The 13,993-nt window shown below is 37.6% G+C and carries 11 protein-coding genes and 1 pseudogene; all 12 read right to left on the bottom strand.

Annotated features, from left to right (window positions below; translation table 11 throughout):
- Position 1: 1 nt before the first annotated feature.
- Positions 2–2,197 (bottom strand): peptidase domain-containing ABC transporter, encoded by a 2,196-nt coding sequence (locus tag D7V92_RS10125; RefSeq protein WP_121772808.1) that lies wholly within the window; start codon positions 2,195–2,197, stop codon positions 2–4.
- Between the two features lie 36 nt (positions 2,198–2,233).
- Positions 2,234–3,379 carry a 6-bladed beta-propeller gene (locus D7V92_RS10120; protein WP_121772807.1) on the bottom strand — a complete coding sequence of 382 codons (1,146 nt, stop codon included), beginning with the start codon at positions 3,377–3,379 and terminating at the stop codon, positions 2,234–2,236.
- Between the two features lies 1 nt (position 3,380).
- Positions 3,381–4,574 (bottom strand): 6-bladed beta-propeller, encoded by a 1,194-nt coding sequence (locus D7V92_RS10115; RefSeq protein WP_121772806.1) that lies wholly within the window; start codon positions 4,572–4,574, stop codon positions 3,381–3,383.
- A 234-nt stretch (positions 4,575–4,808) separates the two neighbouring features.
- Entirely contained in the window at positions 4,809–5,120 is a 312-nt protein-coding gene (locus D7V92_RS10110; RefSeq protein WP_008778897.1) for a glycosyltransferase, read from the bottom strand.
- Complete coding sequence (locus tag D7V92_RS10105) at positions 5,117–5,269, bottom strand: glycosyltransferase (RefSeq protein ID WP_224202621.1); 153 nt, start codon at positions 5,267–5,269, stop codon at positions 5,117–5,119. The genes D7V92_RS10110 and D7V92_RS10105 overlap by 4 nt, the downstream gene beginning before the upstream one ends.
- A gap of 55 nt (positions 5,270–5,324) precedes the next feature.
- Positions 5,325–6,493: pseudogene (locus D7V92_RS10100) on the bottom strand (6-bladed beta-propeller).
- A 128-nt stretch (positions 6,494–6,621) separates the two neighbouring features.
- Positions 6,622–8,001, bottom strand: coding sequence for a glycosyltransferase (locus D7V92_RS10095; RefSeq protein WP_087345112.1), 1,380 nt, complete (start codon positions 7,999–8,001; stop codon positions 6,622–6,624).
- A gap of 25 nt (positions 8,002–8,026) precedes the next feature.
- Complete coding sequence (locus D7V92_RS10090; RefSeq protein ID WP_121772805.1) at positions 8,027–9,265, bottom strand: TIGR04157 family glycosyltransferase; 1,239 nt, start codon at positions 9,263–9,265, stop codon at positions 8,027–8,029.
- A gap of 30 nt (positions 9,266–9,295) precedes the next feature.
- Positions 9,296–10,159, bottom strand: coding sequence for a lanthionine synthetase LanC family protein (locus D7V92_RS10085; RefSeq protein ID WP_048926915.1), 864 nt, complete (start codon positions 10,157–10,159; stop codon positions 9,296–9,298).
- A 17-nt stretch (positions 10,160–10,176) separates the two neighbouring features.
- Complete coding sequence (locus D7V92_RS10080; protein WP_057328961.1) at positions 10,177–11,331, bottom strand: 6-bladed beta-propeller; 1,155 nt, start codon at positions 11,329–11,331, stop codon at positions 10,177–10,179.
- 59 nt (positions 11,332–11,390) lie between these two features.
- Positions 11,391–12,548, bottom strand: a complete 1,158-nt coding sequence (locus D7V92_RS10075; RefSeq protein WP_057328960.1) for a TIGR04150 pseudo-rSAM protein — start codon at positions 12,546–12,548, stop codon at positions 11,391–11,393.
- Positions 12,545–13,987 (bottom strand): radical SAM peptide maturase, encoded by a 1,443-nt coding sequence (locus D7V92_RS10070; protein WP_057328959.1) that lies wholly within the window; start codon positions 13,985–13,987, stop codon positions 12,545–12,547. Before D7V92_RS10070 ends, D7V92_RS10075 begins: the two co-directional genes overlap by 4 nt.
- Positions 13,988–13,993 lie beyond the last annotated feature (6 nt).

The following is a 13,993-nucleotide window of genomic DNA, read 5'->3' as shown; positions in this document are numbered from 1 at the left end:
CTCAATTCCCAAGCTCCAACTGGTTCTTCACCAACTTATAATAAGTCCCCCGCAAGGCCGTGAGTTCCTGATGCGTCCCTTCCTCCACGATGCGTCCCTTGTCCAGCACCACGATCTTGTCCGCGTCACGTACCGTGCTTAGCCGATGCGCCACGACCACCACCGTCCGTCCTTTATAGAAGGCGTGCAACTGCTCCATGATCTCCCGCTCGTTGTTTGCGTCCAAAGCGTTCGTGGCCTCGTCCAGGAAGATGAAGTCGGGATTCTTGTACACCGCCCGGGCGATCAGGATCCGTTGCCTCTGCCCTTGGCTTACTCCATTGCCCTCCATGCCGATCTTCGTATTATAGCCCAGCGGGAGCGAATCGATGAAATCCCGGATATTCGCTACCGTCACGGCATGCAGCAGGCGTTCCTTGTCCACCACCTCTTCGCCGGGGGCGATGTTGTTGGCGATCGTATCCGAGAAGATAAAACCATCCTGCATGACCGAACCGGTCTTGCTACGCCATACGTGAGGATTCAAGTTCCTGAGGGAGGTATCGCCGATCCTCACGTCCCCCTTGTTAGGGTTATAAAAACCGAGCAGGAGTTTTACTATAGTCGTTTTTCCGCTTCCGCTGGCCCCTACGATGGCGGTCACCCTGTTATGGGGTATCGTCAGGTTGATATCCTCCAGCACGTAATCCCTGTCCGCCCCGTCATAGTTGAAGCTGAGGTTTTCCAACCGTAGCGTCCTGTCATCGGGGAGAACATTCAGTCTTATCCCGCCTACCTCTTCCTCGTCCTCCTTCCCGTGTATCTCGCCGAGCCGCTCCAAACTGATCTTCGCGTCCTGCAAGGACCGTGAGAAATCGATCAATTGCTCGATAGGTGAGGAGAGCTGCCCCACGATGTAGGTCACCGACATCATCATACCCAGCGTCATATCCCCTTGCACGACGGCCCGTGCCGCGATGAAGGAGATGAGTATGTTCGTGGTCTGGTTGAAAAAGACCGCCCCGAGTTGCTGATATTGTTGTAACGCCAACCCCTTGATCCCTATCTTGAAAAGTTTTACCTGTATCCGTTCCCATTTCCATCGCATCTTGGTCTCGCAATTATTGAGCTTGATCTCCTGCATTCCGGTGATGAGCTGGAATAGGTTGCTCTGCTCCCCGGCCGCCTGCGAGAAACGCTTTACGTCCAGCTCCCTCCTCCATCTCATGAAGCCCAGCACCCACGCCACGTACAACCCGTTTCCTAGTAGGAACAATCCCAGTATGGTCCAGTCATAGTAGGCCAGTACGAACCCGAACACGATGAAGTTGACGAAAGAGAAGAGCGTATTGATGGATGTCCCCGTCATGAAAGCCTCGATGCGGTCATGGTCTCCGATGCGCTGCATGATATCGCCCACCATCTTGGTATCGAAGAAATGCAGGGGCAGGCGCATCAGCTTGGCGAGGAAATCGGAGATCAAGGCGATATTGATCCTCGTGTTTACGTGCAGCAATATCCAGCTCCGTATGAAGTCCACGGATAGCTTGGCGATAAAGATCACCAATTGCGATATAAGGATCAAGGTTATGAAACCTAGGTTGTTGTCCCGTATACCGGTATCTACCAAGCTCTGCGTGAGGAAAGGCAGGATGAGTTGCAGTACGCTGGCTGTCACCATGCCCAGCACGAGCTGTGCCATCTCCCGCCTGTAGGGCGATATATATCGGAAAAAGAATCCGAGGTTACGTTTCCTGTCTCTCTCCTCGTCCTCCATCCCGTAGAACTCCGGCCCCGGTTCCAGCAAGAGCGCCGTCCCGGTATCCTGCCCGTCCACCTTGGTACTGACCCAGCACCGCTTGAACTCCTCCCTCGTATAGGTGATAAGTCCCGCCGCCGGGTCCGCTATGTAGAACTTCCCTTTCTTTATCTTGTAGCAAACCACGAAATGCCATTGGTTCCAGTGCAGTATGCAGGGTAGGGGACATTCCTTTTCCAATTCCTCCACCGTGATCCGCACGCCCTGTGTTCGGAACCCGATCGCTTCCGCCGCCTCGCTGATACCCAGCATGGAGACTCCTTCCCGGGTGATGAAGGCTTTCTCCCGTAAGTTCTGGATCGAGTACACACGACCATAGAACTTGGCGATCATACGGAGGCAGCTAGGACCACAGTCCATAGAATCCAATTGCTGATAATGTGGAAACGATCTTAGCATAAATTAAAACATTAGGATATAGACATGATTTAGTTCTTATTTCTTATACTTGATCAGCATTATGACGGGATTGGAATCCTCATTCAATTTCGTCGCGATTTCGTTTAGCCTGCCTTTGAGCTTCCCTTCTTTATAAGCCTCAATCAGTTCAGGCACATCAAAGGGATACCAGTTCGCGATATCTTGATTAATAGATGAAATCCAATAGATCGGTCTTTGATATAAAAAATCAGTATTATATATTTGATATTTGAATATAGAATCTTCCTGTTTGTCGTATACCAACCTACTCACCGGTATTTTTCTCGTTTTAATATCGAGTTTTTTTTCTACGGTTCTCATAAAATAATAACGGCTTGTCACCTCCTCTACAAAAAGAAATATTTCTGTATCCATGGAATATATAGAGGGTGTCCTCACGATAAAAGGCTTAATATGACCGTTTGGCGAATAGGAATATAGGGTATCGGATGAGAGATTCATAAGTATCCAATTATCGGAAGTGGCGGTTGTAGCAAAAAAAGTAGGAATTACTTTTTGATCATTATCTCCGAATATAACCAGTGTTTTCTGTTCTTTAGAAGGAATTGTAATTTTCTGGATAATACTTCCATCATACTTTGAGATAATCAAATGATAAGGCTGTTGGTCTGCCACCATTCCATAGCCTTTGTTATCATAAGTGATCAGATTATCCTTGTCATAATTAAAAACCTTAAGGTAGTCACTCTCGGGGTCTAGGAAATTAAAGCTTCTTTTAAAGTCCCCGTCTAAATCATATACTGATATTTTCCCTGTATGTGTAACAAATAGCTCATTGTTTTCCTCATCTAGTGTAATTCCTGCAATCCCCGGATATTCCTCGACACCTTGTCCTAAACGGTTTATTTTCCGTATAGCTTTTCCCGTTTTCCGGTCAAAAATGAATATGTTCCCGTCGTTTGTGTTGTTTTTTACTATTATAAATTTTTCGTCGACATCCATGACATTACCATGTGTGATAAATTCGTCAGTCGTTTCCAGCGCAATATATTCCACATCCATAATATCCTGAAGGATTAGCTCCTTTTCTGGGTAATCTTTGCTAACATTGATCGTGACAAGCTCGTCTGTCGATTGCTTATCTTTTCCACATCCCGCTAAGGCAAAGAGGAGGACTACTGAAATTAAATTTACTTTCATGCTAGTATTTATTTTTCTTATGTTTTATCAGCATAATCACCGGATTAGACTCTTCATCCAATGTAGTTGCGATCTCTTTCAGTTTGCCTTTCAATCGTCCTTTCCCGTAAGCCTCGACAAGTTCGTGGGCTTGCAATGCCTGTCCGATTACGAATCCCGGATCTAAAGGTCTTGACATCATATACACTTCTCTTTTGCTGGTATAATCACCATTGTATGTTTTAGGTATGAATACAGAATTTTCTAACCTATCGTACATCAATCCGGAAGTCGGAAACCCTCTCCCTGTTTCAAAATTAAATTCCGCTTTCAACAGGCTCATGAAATAATAACGGTCGGTAAAAACGGTTGGCATAAGAAATACTTCAGGAGGATCCATGGAGTGTATGGAGGGGGTTCTTACGATAAGGGGGATTGTCGTATTAGCATCCGGCAAATAGTGGTATATGGTATCGGATGATGTCTCCATAAGTACCCAATTGGTATGATCTGGAACTATTTGATACATGGCGGTTGGTACTGGAGCGGCCCAGTTCTCCCAGTTTTCCCCATCTCTTGCGACCGGGCTTTTAACTTCATCAAAAGGAATTGATATTTTCCGGGTGATACTTCCATCCTGCTTGGAAAAGATTAAATAATATGGAGGTATGGCGTTTGACGGGTTTTCCAGACTATTATCTGGTACATAAGAGATCAAATTATCCCGGTCGTAATTAAATGTATTTATATGAGATTCCGTACCTTCGGCTTTGAAACTCCTTTTAAAATTTCCGTATAGATCATATACTGAGATTTTACTTCCGGTATAGGCTATGACAAATATTTCCTTGTTTGCTTCATCTAAAACAATTTCAGTAATATCTACATATTCCTCGCCACCTTGCCCTTTCCTGTTTATCTTCTTCAAGGCTTTGCCGGTTTTTCTGTCAAAAACAAACAAATTCCCGTCGTTGGCCCAGTTGGTTATTAATATAACTTCTGCACCAATGGCCATTACTTTGCCTTGGGTAACAAACTCATCATTTGTTTCCAACGGGATGTATTCTACATCCATGAAATCCTGTAGTGTCAATTCCTTTTCAGGATAATTCTTTGTAACATCAACTGTGATGAGTTCATTTGTTGATTGTTTATCTTTTCCACATCCCGCTAACGCAAAGAGAAGGATCGCTGAAATTGTGATTATCCATTTCATTATTCTTACGATTTAAGGTTAAACACTTAGGGCGATACATTCGCTCAATCATGCCTAATTACAAAAATAGGTTATTTTTTCTCGATATCTCTTCTTTTTGCTCAAAACTTATAGCGGTGAATGGAATTCTATCCGTTATTTACATAATTTAGGCAAAGGCTTAGCAATGGATGTTGTTTCCTCTCGCTATCTTGCTATCTTGTGGGTCACTTATCAAAAGGTCGAATAGTTCGTTTATTTCCGGGTCGTTGATTCCCAGATCATCCTTTTCGGACTCCAGATGCCAGCTGACCCATGTTTGTCCTTCCAACTTATCCAGTCTTCGCTATCTAAAAAAGCGATATACTCACCTTGGGCAATCTCCAAACCTGGGTTACGGGCAGCGGACGCTCCCTCGTTCTCTTGATGAATCACCTTGATACGATCCTCTTTCTTAGCGTATTCGTCAGCGATCTTTCTGGATAAGTCGGTCGAGCCATCATCCACCAAGACAATCTCCAAGTGCAGATCGCCTTGGTACATCAAGGAATCTATGCATGTGGTCAAATATTTTTTGCTTCTTGGAAGGCCCTTGTATAATCACCGTTACCGGCTATCAGCAAACGACTATTAGGATGAGCTTCTAAGACCATATGGAACGCTTTGATCAAAGAACTCACACCCTTTATTTCGTCAATCCGACCGGCAAAAAAAATAATTGTTTCTCAATTTTTGTATTATAAGAGACAGCCTCCATTGGATTCATAACCATTAGGGATTGGTTTGTTTTTTGTGTTTTATTAACATGATTACCGGATTGGATTCTTCATCTAAACTTGCGGCAATTTCTTTTAATCGTCCCTTCAACTTCCCTTTTTCATAATCCTCAATGAGCTGGGAAGCCTCGATACTTTGCCAAGATGCGATTTTATCGTCTACAGGAAGTGATTTCATATTCACCGCTCTTTTCTCAGAATAATCGTTGTTATATACAATATATTCAAAAATAGCCTTTTCTTGTTTGTCATATAATAAGTCTGTAGTGGGAAATCCCTCATGTGTCTCGAAGTTATATTCTTTTTTAACCGTTTCCATAAAATAATAGCGGTTAGTAAGAATCCCTAGGAAGAGGAATACTTCCGGATTCATGGATTGTACGGATGGGGTCCTTGCTATAATCGGTATCATTTTATGGTCTGATTGGTACTTATATACTGTATCGGATGATTGTTCTACAAGTACCCAACAATCAAAATAGGGAATTATAGGATTATAGTTATCAGGGATCACGTTGTAATATATATCCTTTGCTTTATCAGAATAGTTTACAGCCATTGATATTTTTTCTTTAAATGGAATCTGGATTTGTTTGGTTGTTCCATCCTGTTTAGATATAATAGTAAAAGCAGGCTTGTCTGTTACCCAATAATTATTAGTTATTAAATTTGTTTGGTTGAAATTGTATAAATGAAAGAAATAGAGTTCATCACCTCGTTTAAGGCTTCTTTTAAAATTCCCATCTAAATCATATACTGATATTTTCCTTGAAAAATGATCGAGTACAAATATTTCATTTTGTTTTTCATCAAGCACAATTCTTTGGATGAACGTATATTCTTCTCCACCTTGCCCTTCTCTATTTATTTTTTTAATCCTTTTCCCGTTTTTCTGTCATAGATAAAGATATCTCCATCTCTGATTCGGTTTCTGGCAAGAATAATATCCTTTCCGATTGCTAGGACAAGACCTTGGCAAATAAAATCGTCCTTTGTTTCCAAAGGAATATATTCGACATCCATAAAATCTTGAAGAATTAGTTCTTTTTTAGGGTAACTTGCCGTAACATCAACAGTGATAAGCTCATTTGTCGATTACTTATCTTTTCCACATCCCGCTAACGCAAAGAGGAGGATCGCTGGTATTGTGATTATCCATTTCATTATTCTTCCGATTTAAGGTTAAACACTTGGAGCGATACGTTCGCTCAATCATGCCTAGTTACAAAAATAGGTTATTTTTTCTCGTGATCTCTTCTTTTTGCTCAAAACTTATAGCGGTGAATGGAATTCTATCCATTATTTACATAATTTCGGCACAGTCTTAGCAATGGATGTTGTTCACCCTCGCTATCTTGTGGGTCACTTATCAAAAGGTCGAATAGTTCGCTTATTTCCGGGTCGTTGATTCCCGGATCATCCTTTTCGGACTCCAGATGCCAGCTGACCCATGTTTGTCCTTCCAGCTTATCCAGATCATTCTCTAGCTCATAATGCAATGTGGGAAGGTGGAAAACGACTATAGTCGCCTGTTGGAAATATTTCCTGTCGGTGGTTATCACCCAATCAACGGGTACATCCTCTATTTTCAACTGTAGATCTTCCCCATTTATCGTGTTGAATACGAGCATCACTTTTTTACCAGCCTTTATTTGGCAATCTACGCCTGCTACCCAATCAGACACACGCCAATCCGTATATTCTTTCAGCCCGGCTTCTGCCTTGTAGTAATAATTCCTGCATCTTTGTATAGATTCCGGAATCATTTGCCCGCAATCCCTCCAAAATCGATCCAGATAATGTTTGTGTACTATGTATGAGGAATCTTTTATGTTGGGAAGTAGTGTGAAGGCCATGGAATAAAGCCTGAGGATGTTTACATACCACCAGCTTCTCAAGTCAACGCTCGTCTTAGAGGAAACAAATTGATCAGAGAATTTAATCAATCCCTCAGTAACTTGAAATAATGATTTCAGCCTTCGGGCTAGGCTTGTCGTATGCATGACCGATTCTTCGTTCTGGCGGTAATAATAAAACTCAATGTTGGTGATAACCATCCTCTCCGCTTGGCAAAGGACGATGGGACACCATAACTCATCCTCATGCATGATGCCTTCCTCAAAACGAGCCTGCATTTTATGCAGATATTTCCTATTGTATATGTATCTGACGGGTGTAGGCAAATAGAAACACGTTTTGACTAATTCTATGAAACCTTCTTTACCGGAAAGCAATTTTTTTATAGATCCGTTGGAAATACATTTAAAAGGTTTATCCATACTTCCGTCTTGATGGCATAGCCACATATTTCCCATCACGACATCGGCATGATGTTTCACCGCCTCATCATATAGAAGAGATAATGATTCATCTTTAATCCAGTCATCACTATCCAAAAAAGCGATGTACTCTCCCGTGGCAATATCCAAACCAACGTTGCGGGCTGCGGATGCTCCCCCATTCTCTTGATGAATCACTTTGATACGCTCCTCTTTTTTAGCGTATTCATCAGCAATTTCCCCAGACAAATCAGTCGAGCCGTCATTAACCAAGATAATCTCCATACGTAGATCACCTTGGTTCATCAACGAGTCGATACAAACCGTCAAATATTTTTCCACGTTATATATCGGGATAATGATCGATATGTCGATTTGATTGGGCGTATTCATATAATAGTATCAGGCTAGTTGTTTATTACTTGCATTCTTGGAATAAGGATTTATAAAATTCTATCATGTTTTTCCCGAATACCTCCGAGGAATATTTCTCCAAATACCGTTTGCGACCGTTCTTCCCGAGTCGTTTCGCTTCTTCCGGGCTCTGTAATAGGTAGACGATCTTCTGTGCTAATAAAGAGGTGTCGATCTCTACATTATCAGGAGATACTATTAATGGTACTTTCAATCCGCAAGACTCATCTACTACCTCGTTTAATCCGGATGTAGTGGTCGCTATAATGGGCAATTCATGCATCATCATCTCGACAGGGACATAACCAAATGGTTCGAATAAAGAAGGTACAACACCGGCATCGGCCAATTGATAGATCTCAAACAGCTCCTCCTTTTTCAATAGCCCAGTGAAAGTAATTTTAGTGTAAATATTTTTTGCTTCTTGAAAGGCTCTTGTGTAATCACCATTACCGGCTATTAGCAAACGGCTATTAGGATAAGCTTCTAAGACTAGATGGAACGCTTTGATCAAAGAACTCACACCCTTTATTTCGTCAATCCGACCGGCAAAAAGAATAATTTTCTCTTTAGGTCCTACGTGCCATTTCTTACGTAAAAGTTCTTTATCTACCGACATATCAACTACATCACCCAAACCATTAGGAACAACAGAAACTTTCATTGAATCAAGTCCATAATCCTGACATAGTATTTTTTTCATATAATTTGACAAGCAAATTGTATGATCCACCTGGGTATAGTACGCCCTTTCTTCTTCAAACGATTTTTTTACGTTTTCACTAAAACTATTCGGATGTTCTTCATTGAGAATATTACGTAGGCGATTCAGGTTGTCAAAAACAGTAAATCCCCAGTCAGAAAAATGTGCGACAGAAATAATCTTACAATCAAAAGCTTCTTTCAGTTCGCTGACAAGACTCTCATTTTGATGATAATTCAAATGGAACACTAAATCCTTTTTGTCCTTAATATGTAATTGAAGTAAATATACAACATTACGAAAATACAACGCTCTTTGTTTTTGGCTATCTGATGTTCGTTGCTCTGGTATAGGTGAGGGAAAATACCAATGCTCAATGTTCTCTATTTTCTCCATCTGTATATATGGCTTGTCAGATAGCAAATTTATTATACAAATGTGCAAACTTCTATTTTGTAGAGCAAAAGTTAGTTCTCGGATATATGTCCCGACACCAAAAACAGCTCCTCGACGAGTTTCATTAAAGATATATAGATTCATATTAACGACATTTTCTTGGTTAATAAAAGATTATAAAAGTTGCATCCATGACAGATCCGTTGAATTAAGTGCGGTCAATCGCAACAATCCTTCACCCGCATAACCAGAAAGAAGCCCCATAGAAACAGGCTGTTTCTCCATATCTAGATCAGGAAGTTGTTTTAAGATATTATCAATTTCGTTTTGACTAGTATTATGGAAATATTGGCTATTTATACTTTTGCACGCAACGTTACCTATCATAGAATTTTCTAAACGATGAAAGCATACTTCCAAACTCCATTCCCTACATTGTTCTAAGAGATCTTTACAATCCTCATAACCAAATATCTTTTGTAAGTCAAGTAAGAAACAATATACATCTGTTTGTTCTTCCGGAGAAATCTCCGGTAATTTATTTTTGATCAGTTCAACAATATGCCATAGACATTCTCGTGCTTGAGAGGATGGCTTCTGATAACGTAATCTCGAAATCCAATATCGACCATACCCAGCTAATCCGTCATACAGGCTGAAATCCAGCCAAGGATCGTACATAACTGCACGAAGCATCCTTTGATCAAAATCCTCACAAATATCATCTTCTACAATTAAAAAATTATTACGGATTAGGTAATCAATTCCTATGCCTATTCCTGCTATACCTTTTTCATAATCTGCGGGGCTATTTACATGTATTTGATTCTGTATTTCTCCAATCAGATCTAAGGCATAATCTGCAAACAACATGTTTTTTGTATATTGCGCATAATGGAAAAAGAAAATTGCAATTCCCATCTTGCCATGTACTAATCCGGGACTTTCTGTCAATGTGCCGTTAAGTAGGAGTGTACCAACAATATGAGATATTTGTTTCTCTATTGTTGTATTAGAAGAGATCGCCTTTGGATTCATAACTATTTACGATAGTTTCATTTTTTATGTTTTATCAGCATGATCACCGGATTGGATTCTTCGTCTAAACTTGCGGCGATCTCTTTTAACCGGCCTTTCAGTCTTCCCCTTTCATGATCTTCAACAAGTTTGGGAGCCTCTAGGTACAAGATAGATGCGATTTCTTCATTGCCTGGTAATGATTTCATATATACCTCTTCTTTGCTTGAATAATCATTATTATACACGGTATATTTAAATATAGTTTTTTCCTTTTTGTCATATACCAAATCAATACCCGGAAATCCATATTCTTTTTTGACTGTTCCCATGAAATAATAGCGGTCGGTGAGCACACTCGGTAAAAGAAATACTTCTGGCATCATAGATTGAACAGATGGAACCCTTACTATAGCAGGTTTCATAGTATGGTCTTGTGAATATGTATACAATGTATCGGCCGAAAGTTCCATCAGTAAATAATTATTAAAATAAGGAATTATCGGATAAACACACGAAGGAAGGTAGGCATAAGTCATACCAGTTGTTTCATCTTTAGTCCTCATCACTATTGATTTTTTCTCTTTAAATGGTATTTGAATTTCTTTGGTGATACTACCATCTTGCTTTGAAACGAGCATGAATGAATGACCAGTATGAAAAGCCAGAGAATTATTATCATTAAAAGCATCATGGCAAATTAAATTTTCCCTGTCAAAATTAAACATTTCAAAAAACAAAAAATCTCCTTTATGAGGAAGACTTCGTCTAAAATTCCCTTCTAAATCATAAACAAGTATTTTTTTTGCATACATATCGTTGACAAATATTTCGTTATTGTCTTCATCTAAAACGATTTTTAAAATATCCGTATACTCTTCCCCTCCCTGTCCTTTCCTATTTATCTTTCTCAAAGCTTTTCCTTCCCGATTATAGATATAAATATTTCCATCATTGCTTCGGTTTTTTGCAATTATCATATCCTTACCAATAGCTTGAATAAAACCTTGGCAAATAAACTCATCTGTTGTTTCTAACGGAATATATTCGACATCCATAAAATCTTGAAGAATCATCTCCTTTTTAGGGTAATTTGCTGTAATATCTACAGTTATAAAGTTATTAATTGGTTGTTCATTTTTTTTACATCCAATCAATAGAAACAGGATAATAACTAAATTTATATTTTTCATATATACTCGTTTATCTTATTACGACTCTCTAATTAACATATTATCACGATCCATTATTGTCACTTTACATGACAAAGGTTAGGACGACCAATGGCTATTTCATAATTAGATGGAGAGGGGCAGAACCATTGGTATAAACAAGTATTGCATGGCGCTTGATTACGGATACGAAGCCACGATCTGCCTTCTTCTAATTCTTTAGATATGATCTCATAAATACTATGTGTATGTATATTTCCTAATATTGGATAGTTTACATTTGCATAAATATCACCATTAGACATAATGGCTATTTTCCCAAAATCAAAAATATTCATCGATTGATTTATAAAAAAATCACTAATGGAAAGTGGTGTGGATAAAATATCATCCTTTGTTAGAAAAACATTTTCCTTAAAAAAATCTATGTTATCTCCCGTATATACTGGTTTTAATTGGTGTTTTTCAATTCCAAATTCCTCTATAAATTTATTTATTTGCGAATAATTATCCATAGATGTTACTTCAAAAATACATTCAAAAGGTATTGATTGATTAAGTAATAATCGCCTTGAATAATTCCATTTTGATATATCTATTGGGTAATTTATTAATATTGAGTATGAAAAATTATTTACAAATTCTGGCTGCAAAGATATAACATTTGAATAGTTACATGTTATTTTTTTTAATGAAGGAAATTGATCTAAAACAAGTAATAGCTCTTTATAATTCGCAACATCTTTTAAATTTCCAATAATATTAACAGTTGAAATGTTTGGCAATGACTTTAGAAAAGAATTTAAGTCCATTATATTAGTATTGTAATCCACGTAAATACTAATTTCAGATAGATATTCTAAAATCTTTTTACCTGTTGGAAAATTTTGTTTTTTAAACAACTCTTGAGTATTTAATAAACTAGTAAAAGGCATTATTTGAACGGGTTTTGATTTAGATAATTCAATATCAATTATATCACCCATATATTTCGCCCTAAGCTCCATGATAAATTTTCTTATATTGTCTAGATTATATCTTTCAGCAGTTAACAAAACAACACCGCAATTTTCTTTTAGAAGCGTTTCTTTTAATAGTTTAACAATTTCAATATCTTTTGATTCAATAAATGATCCATCAAAAGTATTATACAGTAATACATTGCTATTAACAATGCTAATGTGCACATATGGTTCTATTTTAAACCAGTAATTAGTTGTCTCTTTTTTTGTTATCATATGATTACTATATTTTCTATTATTGAGGAGTTATCTTCTGGGTGTTTTTCAAGAAATGAGAAAATTCGGTGTAATTTTTGAACAAAAGTATTTAAATCGTGAAAACTATCGCAAACGAACTCCTCTGTATCTAACTTATCTAGATTATTATTCTTCATGAGAAATAAACAAACATCACAGGATTTGTTGATGTAGCAATGCTGACATTTTTCTTTAACATGATCATAATAAAAATTATATAATTGCGTAATTTTAGGTATATCAATTTTTACAGATTCATTTACTTCCCCTACGGTTAACTTATGATAGTTAACTTTTTCACATAGAGCTAATTTGCTACTTGTAGTTAACATCAATTTTTTCCAAAATGGCAGGCAAGTACTTGTTGGTAGATATTTTTTCTCTTTAGATAACAAATCTGTTATATTTGAAATATAATAATTAATTGAATAATTCTTTAAAAAAGAAGTTAATTCTTTATATTGTAATAATTCTTCGTGAGGTAATAGATTTGAATCGTCCTTTATGTATTCAGACTCACTTCTTCTATAACTGTGAAATATTTCATTAAAAAATTCTTTTTTACTTGGATTTACGTCATTAGGTGCTAATTCAGAAATTCTTGGAATTTTATGATATCTTGAATAAATAAATTCATATATATCATTTACTGAATTTCTGTCATGCAAGACGGCATTAAAATTTACATTGTCGGTAAAATATTTAGGGTATTTATTCTGAAGATTATCTATATTTACGATTACTTTTTCGAAAGAATTTTCCTTGCTTTTTCTAAAAATTCGATAGCTATGATTTGATTTATTCCCATCTAAACTTATAAGCAATTGAAAGTTGTTTTCAACTAAAAAATGCAAATATTTATGTAGCAATGTGGCATTTGTAGTCATTGTGTATACAATTTCAATTTCTTTCCCTGATTTCAATTGATTAACGACATCAACGATCTGTTTGATAAAATCTCCATTAAAAAGAGGTTCTCCTCCATGAAAGCTGATGTATAATTGGTTTTTTTTACTTTTATGCTTAAGTTCAAAAATGTATTTCAGCAAAATAATTGCATGATCAATATTGATCATTTTTTGATTCCTTACGTCAAACTCTTCATAAAAATCGCCAAATACGCAATACGAACAATTCAAATTGCAAAAGTCTGTCGTTTCAAATACAATTTGTGGAACTTGCGCTATATTGTTTTTTATTACAGACTCATCTATTTTGCCAAAATTAACAGGGTCTACTGTGGAGAAAAAATTATGTTTTTTCAGATATTCATATTTTTTAATATAATACGGATCTGCATCTGCTGATCCTTCATAAGCTTTTCTGAAATCAGGATGTACTAATATCGATAATTTAGATTGATGATTATAGATATATAAATTATCATTTTCTGAAGTGTGAATGAGTGTCTTAAACATAATAGA

Source organism: Parabacteroides sp. CH2-D42-20 (assembly GCF_003670185.1).
GTDB classification, from domain to species: Bacteria; Bacteroidota; Bacteroidia; order Bacteroidales; family Tannerellaceae; genus Parabacteroides; species Parabacteroides distasonis.
This window is presented reverse-complemented; position numbering and strand designations above follow the sequence as displayed.